Source organism: Neorhizobium sp. 2083, from assembly GCF_031455615.1.
Classification (GTDB): domain Bacteria; phylum Pseudomonadota; class Alphaproteobacteria; order Rhizobiales; family Rhizobiaceae; genus Neorhizobium.
Genome location: NZ_JAVDTC010000003.1, coordinates 315085 through 330574, shown reverse-complemented (window position 1 = coordinate 330574; position 15490 = coordinate 315085). Strand labels below are relative to the sequence as shown.

The 15490-nt window shown below is 64.4% G+C and carries 17 protein-coding genes; 10 read left to right on the top strand and 7 right to left on the bottom strand.

Annotated elements, in window-relative coordinates:
- Positions 1–58: 58 nt before the first annotated feature.
- Positions 59–721, top strand: coding sequence for an SGNH/GDSL hydrolase family protein (locus J2X76_RS14305; protein WP_310217215.1), 663 nt, complete (start codon positions 59–61; stop codon positions 719–721).
- A 38-nt stretch (positions 722–759) separates the two neighbouring features.
- On the opposite strand, the gene J2X76_RS14300 is transcribed toward J2X76_RS14305, so the two are convergent.
- On the bottom strand, positions 760–1011 hold the full coding sequence (locus tag J2X76_RS14300) for a hypothetical protein (RefSeq protein WP_310217213.1): 252 nt from the start codon (positions 1009–1011) through the stop codon (positions 760–762).
- A 367-nt stretch (positions 1012–1378) separates the two neighbouring features.
- On the opposite strand from J2X76_RS14300, the gene J2X76_RS14295 reads away from it, so the two are divergent.
- Positions 1379–2419 (top strand): LacI family DNA-binding transcriptional regulator, encoded by a 1041-nt coding sequence (locus J2X76_RS14295; protein WP_310217211.1) that lies wholly within the window; start codon positions 1379–1381, stop codon positions 2417–2419.
- Between the two features lies 1 nt (position 2420).
- On the opposite strand, the gene J2X76_RS14290 is transcribed toward J2X76_RS14295, so the two are convergent.
- Genes J2X76_RS14290 through J2X76_RS14265 form a run of 6 tightly spaced genes read right to left on the bottom strand, consistent with a single transcriptional unit; the run spans position 2421 to position 10560 of the window.
- Positions 2421–3479: a carbohydrate ABC transporter permease gene (locus tag J2X76_RS14290; RefSeq protein WP_113131169.1), complete on the bottom strand. Its 1059-nt coding sequence runs from the start codon at positions 3477–3479 to the stop codon at positions 2421–2423.
- A 1-nt stretch (position 3480) separates the two neighbouring features.
- A complete protein-coding gene (locus J2X76_RS14285) occupies positions 3481–4476 on the bottom strand; it encodes a carbohydrate ABC transporter permease (RefSeq protein WP_113131170.1) in 996 nt (331 codons plus the stop codon).
- The gene (locus tag J2X76_RS14280; RefSeq protein WP_310217206.1) at positions 4463–5581 is read right to left on the bottom strand and encodes a sn-glycerol-3-phosphate ABC transporter ATP-binding protein UgpC; all 1119 of its coding nucleotides are present in this window, start codon (positions 5579–5581) and stop codon (positions 4463–4465) included. Before J2X76_RS14280 ends, J2X76_RS14285 begins: the two co-directional genes overlap by 14 nt.
- A gap of 12 nt (positions 5582–5593) precedes the next feature.
- Positions 5594–6934 (bottom strand): glycoside hydrolase family 28 protein, encoded by a 1341-nt coding sequence (locus J2X76_RS14275; protein WP_310217204.1) that lies wholly within the window; start codon positions 6932–6934, stop codon positions 5594–5596.
- A complete protein-coding gene (locus tag J2X76_RS14270; RefSeq protein ID WP_310217203.1) occupies positions 6931–8025 on the bottom strand; it encodes a glycoside hydrolase family 88 protein in 1095 nt (364 codons plus the stop codon). The genes J2X76_RS14275 and J2X76_RS14270 overlap by 4 nt, the downstream gene beginning before the upstream one ends.
- 15 nt (positions 8026–8040) lie before the next feature.
- Positions 8041–10560 (bottom strand): hypothetical protein, encoded by a 2520-nt coding sequence (locus J2X76_RS14265; RefSeq protein WP_310217201.1) that lies wholly within the window; start codon positions 10558–10560, stop codon positions 8041–8043.
- Between the two features lie 195 nt (positions 10561–10755).
- On the opposite strand from J2X76_RS14265, the gene J2X76_RS14260 reads away from it, so the two are divergent.
- From J2X76_RS14260 to J2X76_RS14225, 8 genes are all read left to right on the top strand, one after another.
- Positions 10756–12033, top strand: coding sequence for an ABC transporter substrate-binding protein (locus tag J2X76_RS14260; protein ID WP_310217198.1), 1278 nt, complete (start codon positions 10756–10758; stop codon positions 12031–12033).
- Positions 12034–12548: 515 nt separating this feature from the next.
- Complete coding sequence (locus tag J2X76_RS14255; RefSeq protein WP_310217196.1) at positions 12549–13124, top strand: hypothetical protein; 576 nt, start codon at positions 12549–12551, stop codon at positions 13122–13124.
- Between the two features lie 60 nt (positions 13125–13184).
- Positions 13185–13577 carry a hypothetical protein gene (locus J2X76_RS14250; RefSeq protein ID WP_113131175.1) on the top strand — a complete coding sequence of 131 codons (393 nt, stop codon included), beginning with the start codon at positions 13185–13187 and terminating at the stop codon, positions 13575–13577.
- Between the two features lie 11 nt (positions 13578–13588).
- The gene (locus J2X76_RS14245; protein WP_405030038.1) at positions 13589–14032 is read left to right on the top strand and encodes a hypothetical protein; all 444 of its coding nucleotides are present in this window, start codon (positions 13589–13591) and stop codon (positions 14030–14032) included.
- A gap of 147 nt (positions 14033–14179) precedes the next feature.
- A complete protein-coding gene (locus J2X76_RS14240) occupies positions 14180–14383 on the top strand; it encodes a hypothetical protein (RefSeq protein ID WP_310217191.1) in 204 nt (67 codons plus the stop codon).
- A gap of 282 nt (positions 14384–14665) precedes the next feature.
- Complete coding sequence (locus J2X76_RS14235) at positions 14666–14833, top strand: hypothetical protein (RefSeq protein ID WP_310217188.1); 168 nt, start codon at positions 14666–14668, stop codon at positions 14831–14833.
- Between the two features lie 5 nt (positions 14834–14838).
- Complete coding sequence (locus J2X76_RS14230; protein WP_310217186.1) at positions 14839–15012, top strand: hypothetical protein; 174 nt, start codon at positions 14839–14841, stop codon at positions 15010–15012.
- A gap of 167 nt (positions 15013–15179) precedes the next feature.
- Positions 15180–15416 (top strand): hypothetical protein, encoded by a 237-nt coding sequence (locus tag J2X76_RS14225; protein WP_310217184.1) that lies wholly within the window; start codon positions 15180–15182, stop codon positions 15414–15416.
- The last annotated feature ends 74 nt before the right edge of the window (positions 15417–15490 follow it).

Sequence of the window (15490 nt, the reverse complement as noted above, 5' to 3'; positions counted from 1 at the left end):
AATACGTATAAACAGGATTAGCCCGATCCTTGTCAAGCGGGAAAATGAAGGAGACCTGATGACCTTTAGGGAGCATCTGAAATCGCTCGGAATTTCCGGCACCCGCGTTTTCGGCGACAGCATCACCGCCGGGTTCAATGCCACCCGGTCCGAATGTGCCTGGCCGGGGCTGTTAGCCGAAACGGTCGATGGCTTTCCGATCCGCAATCATGCAATTCCGGGAACCGTGCTGCAGGGGTCGAGGCTCGCCGACGGAAAACCGAGGCCGGACAATGGTGTCGACCGGTTTGACGCAGCGCTTCTCGACCGGCCTCACCAGGATGCGATCCTGATCCTCTACGGTTATAACGACGCCCGATACACGGCGGCGCCGGAGACGATGAACGTTGCGGGTTTCGTGCGGGACTACACCAGGATACTCGAGGCCCTCGTCGCGGCCGGCCATCGCGGAAGGATCGCGATCGGCAGCCCGCCCTCTCTCCCCGACGCGGGTTTATCGGTCGGCAGCGCCGGCTTTACAGGTCAGACGCGCGAGGGATTCGAGGCTTATGTCGGAGCGGTAAAAGAACTCGCAGAACGGTTTTCGGTTTTCTACGCACCGGTCTACGAGTCGATGATCGTCTTCGGCGACGGCGCCCTCGCCTCCCCCGATATCACCCACCCGAACGACGAGGGGCACCGGGTGATTTTCGAGGCGTTCCTTAAGGCCGAGAGCCTGTAGCGGATTCACGCGCCCGCTGGGCCTATGCCAGGTGGCGCCTATTCCTCCGCTTTCATGCGGGAACCCGCCGGGGCCGCTCGGGCCCCTTCGCCCGGAACCGCGTCGCCAAAAGCCGCCGCGGAAGACGGTTCGCTCACCTGACCCAGCCTCCGCAAAAGCTCATCGAAAACGGTTTCGGCCGGATCCTCGAACCGGTACATCGACTGAACGCGACGCTGGATCTGGCCATCAGCGTAATAACGTTGAAATGAGCGAAGTTCGTCGTAGTCCTTGTGCAAATCCTCGTCCATGAATGTCTCCAAAAAATGCTCACCCGACCAAACCTGCGAGCGTCCGGGTCGTTCCGGCGGTCTCGGCTGTGTGTCGGGCGCCGTCGTGTATGGAAGACACCACGGCTGCGCTGTTATCGGTTGGGCGGATCCACCGGATCACGCCTGCATGCCCGCCATCGGGAAATCCCGGGCGCCCAGAACAACGCCGTGGCGGCGGAAAAGCTCCAAGATTTTCTTGCATTGAAAGGACGCGGGAAACATGATGGGCGCCATTGATCGCATCAGGGGACGAGGCACCGCTCCGGCAACGGATCATGCCCGCAGATATCCGGGCAGTTTTCGCAACGTCGCTTCGGAACCCGGCTCGAATTGAAAGAAGACCCTGTTGAAAGCCAAGATCGGCTTGAAAGATATTGCCCGGGACGCCAACGTTTCGCTCAGCACCGCGTCACACGTCCTTAACGGCACTGCCCCCATATCCGTGGAAGTCCGAGACCGGGTGCTCAGCTCCGCCCAAAGGCTGGGCTATCTGGAAAAACGCCGCAGCCGCGCCACGATCGCGACGCTTCGCACGATCCTTCTTGCCGTCACCGCCGAAGCGGCGGCTCACAGCGATATCAACCTGGTGAGCTGGACGATGCTGAACGGCCTGCGCCAGGAATGCGAGCGGCTCAGCATCCGCATCGTCCCCTTCGTCAGCGCCGGCAGCCGGATCGACGCCGGCGAGGTGCGTCGCATGGCCCAGGCCGAAAATGTCGACGGAATAGTTGTCCTCAACGACGACCGTCCCGAATTGATCCGCGCGCTTGCCGGCGGGCGCACGCCTCTCGTCATCCTCAACGGCGAGGACCCCTCGATGCTCGTCGACACGGTGACCGGCGAAAACCGCTTCGGCGCCCGGCAGGGAACCGAACACCTGCTGTCGCTCGGCCATCGCCGCATCCTGCACCTGACCTGGAAAGGCCGGACCACCATCCGCCGGCGATATGATGGTTATGCGGACGCGCATCTTGCGGCAGGACTTGCCCCCTTGCCGGAGATGATCGTCGAGGCGGAGGGATACGAGCCCGCGCAGGGCGAGCAGGCGGTTCGCCAGCTCATTGCCGAAGACCGGACCTTGAGGGGCGCGACCGCCATCTTCTGCGCCGCAGACAATCTCGCGCTCGGCTGTCTCAGGGCGTTCGCCGCTCTCGGTATCCGCGCGCCCGAGGACATCTCCGTGCTCGGCTTCGACGATATCGTGCCCGGAGAGTTCAGCATGCCGCCGCTCTCGACGGTGCAGTTACCTACCGACCGGCTGGGGGCAGCCGCCATCGGCCTTCTGGAGCAGAGGCTGCTTGCCAACGACCCGTTGCGGCCGGCCTACCGGCTGGAGCTCGGCTGCAAGCTGGTGCTGCGGGGCAGCGTCGCGCCACCCCGCAAGTGAGCTATTTCATGCCCGTGCCGGCAATGCCGGTGGTGATGTATTTCTGCAGGAACAGGAAGACGAGGGTGACCGGAGCGAGGCTCAGGAAGGTCATGGCGAGAATGTAGTTCCACTGCACGGAGAACTCACCCTGGAAGGCATTGAGGCCGACCTGCAGCGTGAAATTCTCGCGGCTGCTGAGCACGATCAGCGGCCAGAGGAAATCGTTCCAGCGCCACAGGACCGAGAAGATCGCCAGCACCGCGAGCGCCGGCGCCGTCAGCGGCAGGATGATGCGCCAGAAGATCCGGAACTCGCTCGCGGCATCGACGCGGGCCGCCTCGATGAGTTCGTCGGGGATGGTGAGCATGTACTGGCGCAGCAGGAAGACGCCCGTCGGCGAGGCGATCGTCGGGATGATGATGCCCCAGAGACTGTCCACCAGGCCGACTCCGACGACGACGAGATAGGCAGGCACCATGACCACCGTCAGCGGGATCATCAGCGTCGAGATGATCAGCACGAAGATCGCCTTCTCGCCCCGGAACCGGTATTTCGACAGGGCGAAAGCGGCAAGCGCATTGACGATGAGCGTCAGCAGCGTCGCGACGAAGGTGACGAAGACTGAATTCTTCAGGAAGGTGAGAAAGTCGAAACGGGTCAGGGGATCGGTGTAGTTCTCGGTCGCGACGGTGAGCCGCTGGACCGGGGACATGCTTTTCACGTCGACGCTGACCGGCGTTCCCGGGTTGTTCGGATCGACCATCTGGGCCTTCAGTCCGATGCGGCGGATCATCGCCATCTCGCGAGATTGGCCGTCGACATTGACGGTCCAGAGGCTGAGCGGCGCATCGAAGCCCGGCACGGTCTGCTGGACCGCCACGCGCGGCAGCAGCGTCGGGGGGAAGCGGGTGATCTCGGCGGCCGGCTTGAGCGAGGAAAGCCCCGCCCAGACGACCGGGACGAGCACCGCAAGCGTGCCGAGGATCAGCCAGGCCCAGGAGAGAATGTCGGTGAGCCCGATCCGCCCCGGCCGGCGGGTGCGGGTCAGGAAGGCGATGGGGGAGAGACCTTGCGACATGTCAGGACTCCATCTTGCGGCCGAGCCGCAGTTGTATGAGCGTCAGGGCCAGCAGCACGAGGCCCATCAGCACCGAAGCGGCCGAAGCCAGGCCGAACAGGCGCAGATCGCTGCCGAAGGCCATCTGGTAGATGTACTGCACGATGAAGCTGTTGGCGGTGCCGGGCCCGCCGCCATTGGTGAGCACCCAGGCTTCGTCGAAGATCTGCACCGAGCGGATCATCAGCAGGATCAGCACGACGAGCAGGTTCGGCCCGAGAAGCGGAAGCGTGATGCGGAACAGGGTGCGCCGGGGTGAAGCCGCGTCGATGGCGGCGGCTTCGTAAAGGTCCTTCGGAATGGCCTGCAGGCCGGCGAGAAGGATCAGGGTGTAAAAGCCCATATGGAACCAGACCGAGACCACGACGACGAAGAAGCGCGACCAGCCCACGTCGAGCAGAAAGATTTCCGGCGGCACGCCGAGCATCTGCAGGAAGGCGTTGAGCAGGCCGTTGCGGTCGAGGAACCATTTCCAGATCAGGCCGATGACGACCGGCGACAGCAGCACCGGATAGAAGAACATGGCGCGGAAGAAACCGCGCGCGGCGATCGCCCTGTTGAGGATGAGAGCCGTCACCAGTGCCACCAGCAGGGTCGCCACGACGTTGAAGCCGACGAACCAGAGCGTGTTCCAGATCGCCGTCCAGAACAGGGATTCGCGGCAGCTTCCGGGACGGAGATAATCCTCGCACTGCAGGAGCTGGCGGAAATTGTCGAAACCGACGAAGGGCCGGTCCGAGACGAAAAGTCCGGTGCCCCCGGTGAAGGCATAACCGACGGCGATCGCGATCGGCAGGAAGGTGAAGATCCCGAAAAGAACGAGGTTCGGCGCAAGGAACAGATAGGGCATCCTCTTCCTGCCCATCAGCCGTTCGAACCCGTTGATCGGCGCCTCGACGATGCCCATCACGAAATCCAGCGCGCGGCCGCCGAGATCGGTCGACTTAGGCGTGCTCATGGGCCGCACTCCGTTCCTCGATGGCGCGCGGCAGGGCAAGGCCGCTGTCGGGGTCGAAGACGTGCATCCGGCCTGGCTGCGGCATGATCCGCAGAAGGGCGCCCCGCTCCGGCGCGAAATGGCCGGCCTGGTGGACGATGACCTGTTCCTCGCTCCCCTCGAACGTTCCGTAGACATAGGTCTCTGTGCCGAGGCTCTCGTGATACTGGACGACGAAAGGCAGCCCCTCGCCGCCGACCGCGAAATGGGCGGGCCTTATGCCGAGGAGCACGGCCTGCCCGACGGTCACCGCGGCAGGATCGATCCGGGCCTGGAGCGGCACGCCGTATCCCACATCGACCGTCACGCCTGTTTCGCCGACGGCCACCACCTTGCCCTTCAGAATGTTCATGCGCGGCGAGCCGAGGAAACCGGCAACGAAGAGGTTTCTCGGCTTGTCGAAGAGCTCGAGCGGCGTCCCCACCTGCTCGATCCGGCCGCCGTTGAGGACCACGATCTCGTCGGCCATGGTCATCGCCTCGACCTGATCGTGGGTGACGTAGATCATCGTCGTCTTCAGCTGGCGGTGCAGCCGGGTTATTTCCGCCCTCGTCTGCACGCGCAGCGCCGCGTCGAGGTTGGAGAGCGGCTCGTCGAAGAGGAAGATATCGGGATTGCGCACGATGGAACGGCCGATCGCGACGCGCTGGCGCTGGCCGCCGGAAAGCTGGCGCGGCTTGCGGTCCAGATAGGGCTCGAGCGCCAGCATGCGCGCCGCCTCCGCGATGCGAGCGTCGATCTCGCTGCGCTTGAACTTCAGGTTCTCGAGCCCGAAGGCGAGGTTTTTGCGCACGCTCATATGAGGGTAGAGCGCATAGGACTGGAAGACCATGGCGATCTTCCGCTCGGCCGGCGACAGGTGGACGACGTCGCGCCCGCCGATCTCTATGCCGCCGCCGCTGATATCCTCCAGCCCCGCGATGATCCGCAGCAGGGTGGACTTGCCGCAGCCGGACGGGCCGACGAACACCACGAACTTGCCGTTGTCGATCGTCAGGTCGATGTCATGCAGCACGGTCAGCGCGCCGAACGACTTGGTGACACTCGTCAGTTTCAGATTTCCCATTCCCTGCTCCCGTCAGGTTCGGTCCATGTCGTGGACGACGGCCTCTGTGTTCCAGCCTGCCGGAACCGGTTGCGGCCGTTCAAATTGTGTCTCTTCGATCGAGATCCCCTCGATGCCGGCGGTAAACAGCGCCGGCATGCCTCCCGGGTAATCGACCAGGCCGATCACGCGCCCGTCGGCCCCCTTCGTCCACGCGTTCGCCCGGCCGGCGGCCTCGGCGCTCGGCGCGATGTCCGCCTGCGTGGGCCGCAAATCATAGCGAAGTCCGGTCCCGAGCGGGCCCTTGCGCTGGCGAAGCCGCAGCCGCGAAAGCTTGACGCCGTGGATCCCCGCCGCCGACGTCGAGACGAGCGCGATCGCGCCGTCCATCTGGCCGTGCAGGTCCTCGACGAGGAGGTCGCGGACGGCGCCGGCCCGGCGGGTGGGGATGCGGTCGACCACCGTCACCGTCAGCGCCTCGCCCGATCCCCAGAAGCCGTCGAGCGTCTCGTGGCAATCGACCTCTATCCGGGAGAAGCGGATATCGGTCATCTGCCCGCCATCGCGCGAAAACAGCCCCAGTCCCCGGTTGGAATCGTGGACGCGGCAGTCCTCGAAGACGACGTCGATGAAATCGCCGAAGGATTCGGTGCCGATCTTGAGCGCGCAGCTTTTGCTTTCGACCGTGCAGCGCCGCACCCGCACGTTTTCGCACTCGCCGATCGCCCGGCCGTCCGGCCCGGCACTGGTCTTCAGGCAGATGCCGTCATCGGCCGTCGATATGACGCAGTCCTCGACCACCGCATGCCGGCAGGCATCGAGCACGATGCCGTCGGTGTTGGGCATGCGCCGGTTGTTCGACACTTTCACGCCGCCGACATAGACGTTGTCGCAATTGACGAGATGCAGCGTCCACATCGGCGAATCGACGATTTCCAGCCTTTCGACGCGGACGCCGCGGCAGGATTCGAAGACCGCCACCCGCGGGCGGAATTCCGCCGGAACGAGCGTGCCCATCGCCTCGTCGGCGCCGGCGATGAAATGTTCGCCTCCCGCCTCGATCCGCCCCGGACCGGTCAAGGCTACGTCCGTGGCGTTTCTGGCGACGATCATCGCGCGGTTCGACTTCTCGGCAACCACCGAAACCGATGTCTCCGCGTAGGCTCCGTAGTCCGGCACCGGCCGCAGGATCGCGCCCTTCGCCAGATGAAACTCGATGCCCGACTGCAGTCTCAGGCCGCGGGCGGTGTGGATGCCTTCGGCGAGTTCCACGCAACCGCCGCCGCGCGCGGCCGCCTGATCGATCGCGGCCTGGATCAGCGCCGTCCCGTCCTCCTGCCCGGGCTCGATGACAAGGGAGGGGAAGCGGTTCATGCCCCCTCCCCCTCTTCGAGCAGGACTTCCGTCAGCAGCAGCATCGTCAGCGCCTGGCCATAGGGGGTCGGCAGGTTGGGGATGCGGCGGTAGAAATCGAGGTCGTGGCCCATCGGCGTGCCATCCGAAACGCCCTGGACGACGCCCTCCTCGTCGACATGGGAGAGCACGGCCGAAAGCGCCCGCTCCGCGTGAACCCGGTCCGACATATCGAGGATGCCCGCATCGATGCCGCGCAGGATGCCGTAGGCGATGCCGGCCGTCGCCGATGTCTCGAGCGGCGACGTCGGGTCGTCGAGAAGCGTGTGGAACATGCCGTCGGGGCGCTGCAGCCGTTTCAGGGAGCTCACCTGGCTCGCCAGCACGGCCGAAAGGAAACGCTTGTCCTTTTCGTCCAGGTCCGGAACGAGTTCGAACAGTTCGGGAATGGCGACCGTGATCCAGGCATTGCCGCGCGCCCAGAAGGCTTTCGCAAAATTGTGCCGGCCGACGAAGGTCCAGCCGTGGTACCAGAGGCCGCTGACCGGATCGGATAGATAACGGGCGTGCACCATGAACTGGTAGACGGCCTCGTCGATCCAGTCGCGGCGCCCGCAGGCGACGCCCGCCCGCGCCAGGAACAGGCCGGCCATGAACAGCGTGTCGTCCCACAGCTCGCCGTCGTTCAACCGTTCCTTGACGACGTGCTGGAAGCCGCCGTCCTCCGTCTTCGGCAGACGGTGCACCAGCCAGTCCGCCCAGTCCTCGACCAGCGCGCGGAAATCCGGGCGGTCGACATGGTCGATGAGGATGGCGAGCGGCAGCATCGGCGCCGTGCTGTTGATCTGCCGCGGCGGCAGGCCACGGCCGATCTGCCGGCCGTACCAGGCGACAAGATCGTCGATCGCCCGGCGGTCGCCGGCGGCGAGCGCACGGCGCAGGAACCCGTAGAGGCCGACGCCGACTTCCCAGTCCCATTCGTCGAACTGGATGCCACCGCCGGCATCGGCTCCGGCCAGGCCTTCCTTGATGCCCTTGAGGCGGCTGAACGCAACCGCGACCTGATCGATCGTCTCCTGCAGGGCCGGTTTGTTGAGGGTCATCGAATCCATCGCTCGGTATTTCCTTTATGCATAGAAGGGACTGTCGCCGCCGCCCGCGGCCTTGCTGTCATAGGTCAGCATCGGCACGGGCTGGTCGTGGATGAAGGGACGCGGTTGTCCGCCGACGGTGAAATCGCCGGCATAGGAAAGCGAAAGCGTCTCGCGGTCCGGCGGAGACAGGCTCAACACCTTGCTCTCCGGGTCGAACGAGACCGATGTGGCGCGGATGCGCTCCGCGAAACGGCGGAAAGCGGCCTCGTCGCCCGCCCCCACCACGGCCGCCCAGCCGGTCAGCGCACCTTCGGAACGGACCTCGCGCCCGGCCGTCGCTCCCTCGGTGACGAGTTCGAGCCCGTTCGTCGCATGGAGCGCCGCAAAGCCTTGGCCCGAGCGGACCAGAAGCCAGTTGCCGTCCACGATCACCTCATCGAGACCGTCGCGGCCGAGATAGGCATGGGTCCAGGCATGGCGCGTGCCTTCCGTATCGGCGATCAGCAAGGCGACGTCGCGATACTGCATGACGCGCGGCAGGACGCCGTTTCCGGCCCAATAGGACGGGCGCTGCGTGCCCCAGGGATCGTCCTCACCCGGATGATTGACCCAGAGCCTCGCCATCGGATGGCCCGCAAGCCGGATATCGAGCACGTGCTGCTGGTGGCCCCGCCGGCCGGTCTTGTGATCGACGACCGTAGAGAGCTGCGAAGCCTGTGTCTTGAAGAGCACCAGCTTGCCGCTTTCGAGCCCCTGGGCATAACGCGCTTCGATCGAGCGCCCCTGCGCCAGCTGGGCGTATTCCGGCAGGTCGGCCGGCGGGGTGTAGGAGCCGGCGCAGAACATCGGCAGGGAGGCGACGCCGCCGTTCAGCCAGCCGCTGCCGAATGCCACGCGGGCAAAAGGCGCCAGTTCCGTCAAGGGTCCGGCTCTCAGCTCCTTGTCGTAGGCGCGTCCCTGCGAGCCTGCGGGAACACCCGCCAGCGTGTGCAGCGCGATCATCCGGAAGATCAGATCCAGCTGATGCCGGGCGCGGGGAGCGATATCGCCGCCGCCCCAGCGTTCGAGGGCAAGCAGACCTATGAAATCCACCGGATAATAGGCTGCCGAATTCCACTCCGCGAGACCGTGCGCCTCGACGCTGTCGAACCAGCGGAGAAGCCGCGCCTCCGCCAGCCGCGCCTGTTCGCGGCCCGTCCTGCCCGAGGCGGTGAACACGGTATCCGGCATCAACTTGCCGGCGATCAACTGGCTGGTGTGGAAGCACAGGACGTGGTTCTCGCTCCAGAACCACATGACGTCGTTGCCGGGCTCGTCCACCCAGTAGCGGTAGCCGGCGACGGATGTGCGGATTCTTGCCACCGTCTCGGGTGAGAGGACATGTTCGTATTCCCCAAGGAGCCAGAGGAGCGGCACCATGACAAAATCCGAGCAATCCTCGCGCCGGTCGATGACTTCGAGGGTGGAGGCGATGATCCTGTCCATCGCCTCCCCCTCGATCTCGCTGACTGCCGCCATGGCGAGGACTCGGCCGATGCGCTCGGCACCGAAACGGGCACTGAAGGCGAGCGCCTCGCGCTTTCGCTCGGCAAGCGTTGCGGCGGCCTGCGGCAGGGCGAGCCCGCTCATGAAGGCCCCGTCGATGTGGCGGGCGACGACGGCGGCGCCCGAGCCGATCTTCAGCCTGATGCCGTGATATCCGTCCGGCAGCCCCTTGATGTTAGGAGCGACCAGCCGTGTCTCGCCGGCGCCGAGCGTCAGGTCCGCACGCGCCAGTACGGCGCGGTCGTGACCATGGCTGTAAACCTCGATACCGACGGGCAGATCCACACCCGGCGGCGTGTCGAAGAAAATTTCCAGCGGGCGGTCGACGAAAACGTCGGCGGCGGGCCGAATGGCCCGCGCGAGGAGTTCGAGCCGCCGAACCTCCTGCCGGTCCAGTTCCGTGGGCAGGGCGATATCCAGCGGCCTGGCGTCGGCCAGTTCCAGTTCGAAGAACCAGATCGTGTCCCGCTCCGCGAGGTCTTCGGTCAATAGAAGGATGTCGTTGTCGCCGGGCTTCAGCGCCAGGACGATCACCGTCTCGCTTTCGACGTTGCGCCGGAACGGCTCGAACCGCACCTGTTCCTCGCCGTTCACCCAGATCCGCACGCCGCCGCAGGTTCTCAGCCGCATCGGGACGTGGCGGACCGCCTCGGCCCGGAAACTGCCGCGCAGCCAGCGGCTGACATGGGTGGGCACGTGCCAGAAGCCCGTGAATTCGACGCGGCGGTTCGGCCCGGGCAGGTTCAGGGAGGCCGGTTTCCAATCGTGTTCGGGACGGATTTCCCGCCCGATCATCTGCGCCTGGAAGGCTTTTCGGCAAGGCAGGTCGCCGACATCCACGAAACCGTTGATGAAGCGGTAATTGACGCGGTCTTCCGCCGGAGCCGGTTCACCCGGAAAATACGTCTGGCGCAGATCGGAGACGACCCACGCGGTGACGGTTTCGCCGGGGGCGACGTGATAACCGGCGGCGCGCGAAGGCTCCCCGGCTGGAAATGACTGCTCCATGACTGCCTCCCAGATCATGAAAATATTTTTATTACTCGAACGTCGCCTGCTCCGGCTTTGTGAGTAGTTTCGAATTTAGCCGACAAAACAGCTTGACGTTTGGATTGTCAAGCGTCAAAAAAGAGAAATTCGAAGGCGAAACTCCGAAAGGGAACCTTCCGAATTGTGAAAATATTTTCATTGGGAGGATGAAAAATGCAGAGACTTCTATCAGGGATAAGTGCATTCGTATTCTCGGCCTTTGCCCTTTCGGGCGTGGCCATGGCGGACGCCAAGACGATCACTTTCCTGTTCACCGACGACGACCAGGGTTATGTCGAACGCATGGCCGCCTTGAGCAAGGAGTTCGAGGCGTCGCATCCCGACATCAAGGTCAATTTCGTATCTTCCGGCTATGACGCGGTGGTGAAGCAGCTGCCGGTGCAGCTGGCCGCAGGCAAGGGACCGGATCTTGCCAAGATCACCGACTGGCAGCTCGCGCCCTATTACCTCGACATGCGCAGCTACATGAAGGACCCCGACACCTTCGCCAAGCTGCACGGAGACAGCCTCAACCAGCTTCGCCTGCCCAATATCAACGACCCGAAGTCGATCAACGGCTACGTCGCTTCACAGACGCTGAACCTGCCGTTCGTCAACAAGACCCTGTTCGAGCAGGCCGGCGAACCACTGCCCGGGCCGAAGGCAACGCTCAAGGAGATCGTCGAGGCCTCCGCCCGCGTCGCTAAGGCGACGGGCGCGCAGATCCCCTTCACCATGGACCGTTCCGGCCACCGCTTCTCCGGCGGCGCCTATTCCTACGGCTCGGTCTATGTGAAGGACGGCAAGTTCAGCTTCCCGGATGCGGCCGCCCGCAAATATATCGCGGACCTCTATTCCTGGACCCAGAACGGCAGTTTCCCGAAGGAAATGTGGGGCGCAGCCGGCGGCTCGCAGTACAAGAACATGGGTGACGAGTTCGTCAACGGCAACGTCGTCACCTATCTCGCCGGCAACTGGATGGTGAACCCTTTCCAGAAGAAGATCGGCAACGCATTCCACTGGACGGCCATCAACGCGCCGTGCGGCGATGCGGGCTGCTACGCGATGCCGGGCGCGACCGCCATCGTCGGCTTCAAGCGCACAGAACATCCCGAAGCGGTCGCCCAGTTCATCGAATTTCTGGGCTCGGAAAAAGTACAGCGCGAGGTTGCCGAAAACTACGTCATCCTGACGGGAGCCGAGATCAAGAACCCGCAGTACAAGATCTCGAGCGAGGACGCAAAAGCGTCCATGGCGGTCTTCCTGGACAACAAGAAGAACGTTCCCCAGGTCGCGCGGGATTTCGAACGCCTGAAGGGCGGGACGGCGATCTACCAGCAGATCGTCCAGCGCATGAGCCAGCTCATCGTGGGCGAACTGAGCCTGGAAGAGACCTATAAGAACCTTGAGGCCGACGCCGCCAAGATCAACGAGGCGCTGGCGGTCAAGTGACGATCAGGCGTGCCGGGCGGCCACGCGGCCCGGCACGCACCCCGAGGGCCGGCCGCAAAGACGGTTGACGATCTTTCGCAATGTGCGCTGCCCGTCTTCCGTGTCGCAAGACAGGCCCCGCCCCGATACCGGTTTCCGATAGGCCCGCAAGACGGGCCATTGCTTATGGCGGAATGCCCCGGCGATTCACCCCGCCGCAGCGCCGACGGCTGTCAAGCCGACCGCCAGCAATGCCATGATGATCAGCAGCCAACGGGCCTGATACACGCTCTCTTCCATCCGAACCTCCTTTTTCCCGAGACGCCGTGAACCGCGCGACTGCCGCTAAGTTCCCGTTATGCGGACCTTTTCTCCGCGCACCGGACCTTGGTCGGTACCGTGCACGGCCTAAGGTCTCACCCCCAATCGGACTGAAGCCCCTGAGCGGGAACATGCGTTGCCGCGAGCCAGTTCCTTTCGCAGCTTCGGAAACGCTGTCGCGATCGGAAGCACGTGGAAACTCAAGGAGATAAGAGATGAACATCGTCACACGCGCGGCCTTCGCCGCGGCGCTTCTCGCGGGGACAACACTGTCGGCCTTCGCCCAGACCAGCAGCACCGTCGGAACCGGCGGAACCAGCGCCGGCGGCGGCACATCGAGCAGCACCGTCGGAACCGGCGGCAGTTCTGCCGGAGGCACCAACTGTGCGCCGGGCACGACCAATTGCGGCACCGGTTCGGCATCGACCCTGGGCACCGGCGGATCTTCCGCCGGCGGCGGCCAGTCGAGCAGCTCGGTCGGCACCGGCGGGTCCGCTGCCGGCTCGGGCAGCGGCTCCGGCTCGGCGTCGACGCTCGGCACCGGTGGCACGTCCGCAGGCGGTGGCCAATCCAGTAGCTCCGTCGGCACCGGCGGTTCGGCGGCAGGCTCCGGCAGCGGCTCGGGCTCCGCATCGACGCTCGGCACCGGCGGCACCTCGGCCAAGGACGGCACCTCGACCAGCTCCATCGGCACCGGAGGCAGTGCGGCCGGCGCGGCCGGCCTGGAAAATGGACAGGGCAAGAAGGCATGTCCTCCGGGCCAGGCCAAGAAAGACGGCGCGTCCTGCTAGTCCCATCCATCGGACGAGGGCGGCTCGTTCCGCCTTCGTCCTGTTCATAGGAGAGCCGAAATGACCTCGGCATCATTCGCATACAAGGGTACGTTCGCGCTGCCGCTGATACTGGCGACCATTACCGCGATCTCGGCCTTCGCCACCGAGACCGTCAAGCTCGACGACGGCACGACCTGCACCGTGATCGAGAGCACCGGCTCGACCGGCAACGGCACCTCGACATCCGTAACCGCAGGCGGCGGAAGCGTTTCTTCCTCGACGACAATCGACGGCAAGACGACCACCATGAACTCGGGCGGCGGCTCGGCTTCGTCCAGCGCCGGCTCGTCCGTCACGACCGGCACGGCCGGCAATCAGGCGTTTTCGACGGCAAGCGTCACCAGGCCTGACGGAACCGTCATCACCCGCCGGTCCGACGGAACCTGCGACATCACCAAACCTCAGAAATGAAGGAGATAGACATGTCGAAGACTATATCGCTGGCGGGCCTCGCCCTTCTGGCCTCGGTTGCCGCCACGCCCGTGCTTGCACAGGACTGCAACGCGGCCGGCACGGTCGGCTCCGGCGGCAGTGCGGCCGCAGGCGGCACATCGGCAAGCACGCTCGGGACCGCCGGCGCCTGCCGGACCGACGGTGGCACCACATCCTCGATCGGCTCGGCCGGCAGCGCGGCGACGGCGGACGGCAAAGCCAGGAGCCAGACGAAAATCAACGAGAACCCAAACCAGCTGAAGGCCCAATCGAAAGCCCAGGCCATGGACCAGGGCACCTTCAGCAAGTCGCAGACGAAGACCAGGGTCAAAGGCGACGAGCTCCAGAGCAAGACGCGCAGCATGTCCCACGTCCCCGGACAGAAGCCCGTCAAGAGCACCACCGACAGCAACGTCGTCCTGCCGCAGAATTGACCCCGAAAGGACGGCCGGTTCCCACGTCGGTCCTGGCGGGGTATCCGGCCGCCTCGGCGACATCCTCTTGCCAGTCACCATCTTTCTCGCCGGCTGGAACTGAATCGCGGCTGGACGCTTTCAGAAGCGCAGACTTGGAGAATGATGATGAACGAAGATACGTTTTCGCAACTCACCGCGATGAGCCAACACCTGCAGGAGCGCGCCAGTGCCTTGTCCGGCCAGGGCAAGGATAACGACCTTGCGACGCTGATGTCGGCGCAGGCTCTGACGATAGAGGCCCTCAAAGCGCTCGGCGAGACTTTGAACAAGATCAACGGGCCGCTGGGGCTTGGGGCTGCGGGGGACTAGGGATCAGGAGCCGGCCGGAACTTTAAGGTAGGATGGGAAGTTCGGTCCGCAGGAGGAGAAAGAGATGCATCGCAAACATGACCATCCGCACGAATTGGCGTTCTATATCGGGCTCAACGCAGCGCTTGGCTGCCTGATCGCCATCTGCATCCTGCTTGCGGCGGCAACCTGACGAGCTGCCGGTTGGTGACCTCCGCCCGGTCTTAGACGTGCGGCATCGCCAGGCGATCGGCGCGGCATCGGGCGACGGAACTATTTGCCGATCCCCCTGTTGGGGCCTCCATGAACGATACGTCCCATAAAGCCGGCAGCAACATGATGAAATTCGTCACCGCAATCCTCGTGGCGGCGCTGGTCATCGGCGCGGTCTACTTCTTTTTCCTCACTCCCGGACAGCCGCCAGGTCCACAACCACCGGCGTCTCCCCACGCCATCGATCAGACGAAGTGATCGCCATGGAGCCAGGCAAAACACCCACGGGCCTGTCGCCCTCGGCAGACTCACAGCCTCAGAAGAAGCGCAAGGTATTCGCGGGGCGGGGCCTGGTGATCTTCATCGCCGGCGTCGCCGTCGCGGCTTTCTGCCTTTACGTGTTCATCGCGCTTTATGGGATCTATGTCAGCACCTGACGCCGATCGCCGGCGCAAGGCGACGATCGTCGAAACCGGCTGCTCAATTCTATCGTTCCGGGTGTCCGTTTGGTAACCATCCAACCAGCAAAACCCGCCGGCCATTCTTGTCATATGCTAATTGTGACAAAGTTCGCTTCAGAACGATACGCCGAGGAAACCCGAAAATGCCCAATCGAGTTCAGGGATACGGACGCGCGCCCGCTACCGTGCATTGCTGGTCGGACGACGTCCCCAGCCAGACCTTCGGCTCGCTGGATAAAGCCTTGGCCTATTGTAAGGAGAACATCGGCGATCTTCCGGCCATCGAGGTTTTCGTGCATTGCGGCCAGGTGCCGGAGCCGATCATCAGCGGCGATGAACTCGAGGCGCTGATGAAGAGGAAACGGCGCAGCCTGATCTGACCCTGGAACGCTCCCGCCAAGGCAGGCGGCACGGGGTGGCCGGCAAGCCGGTTCCCTGGATTCGGCGCTCCCAT

Bases quoted from the DNA above. Each gene is read 5' to 3' on its own strand.
- J2X76_RS14305 (WP_310217215.1), top strand. From the start codon at position 59: ATGACCTTTAGGGAGCATCTGAAATCGCTCGGAATTTCCGGCACCCGC.
- J2X76_RS14300 (WP_310217213.1), bottom strand. From the start codon at position 1,011: ATGGACGAGGATTTGCACAAGGACTACGACGAACTTCGCTCATTTCAA.
- J2X76_RS14290 (WP_113131169.1), bottom strand. From the start codon at position 3,479: ATGTCGCAAGGTCTCTCCCCCATCGCCTTCCTGACCCGCACCCGCCGG.
- J2X76_RS14285 (WP_113131170.1), bottom strand. From the start codon at position 4,476: ATGAGCACGCCTAAGTCGACCGATCTCGGCGGCCGCGCGCTGGATTTC.
- J2X76_RS14280 (WP_310217206.1), bottom strand. From the start codon at position 5,581: ATGGGAAATCTGAAACTGACGAGTGTCACCAAGTCGTTCGGCGCGCTG.
- J2X76_RS14275 (WP_310217204.1), bottom strand. From the start codon at position 6,934: ATGAACCGCTTCCCCTCCCTTGTCATCGAGCCCGGGCAGGAGGACGGG.
- J2X76_RS14270 (WP_310217203.1), bottom strand. From the start codon at position 8,025: ATGGATTCGATGACCCTCAACAAACCGGCCCTGCAGGAGACGATCGAT.
- J2X76_RS14265 (WP_310217201.1), bottom strand. From the start codon at position 10,560: ATGGAGCAGTCATTTCCAGCCGGGGAGCCTTCGCGCGCCGCCGGTTAT.
- J2X76_RS14260 (WP_310217198.1), top strand. From the start codon at position 10,756: ATGCAGAGACTTCTATCAGGGATAAGTGCATTCGTATTCTCGGCCTTT.
- J2X76_RS14255 (WP_310217196.1), top strand. From the start codon at position 12,549: ATGAACATCGTCACACGCGCGGCCTTCGCCGCGGCGCTTCTCGCGGGG.
- J2X76_RS14250 (WP_113131175.1), top strand. From the start codon at position 13,185: ATGACCTCGGCATCATTCGCATACAAGGGTACGTTCGCGCTGCCGCTG.
- J2X76_RS14245 (WP_405030038.1), top strand. From the start codon at position 13,589: ATGTCGAAGACTATATCGCTGGCGGGCCTCGCCCTTCTGGCCTCGGTT.
- J2X76_RS14240 (WP_310217191.1), top strand. From the start codon at position 14,180: ATGAACGAAGATACGTTTTCGCAACTCACCGCGATGAGCCAACACCTG.
- J2X76_RS14235 (WP_310217188.1), top strand. From the start codon at position 14,666: ATGAACGATACGTCCCATAAAGCCGGCAGCAACATGATGAAATTCGTC.
- J2X76_RS14230 (WP_310217186.1), top strand. From the start codon at position 14,839: ATGGAGCCAGGCAAAACACCCACGGGCCTGTCGCCCTCGGCAGACTCA.
- J2X76_RS14225 (WP_310217184.1), top strand. From the start codon at position 15,180: ATGCCCAATCGAGTTCAGGGATACGGACGCGCGCCCGCTACCGTGCAT.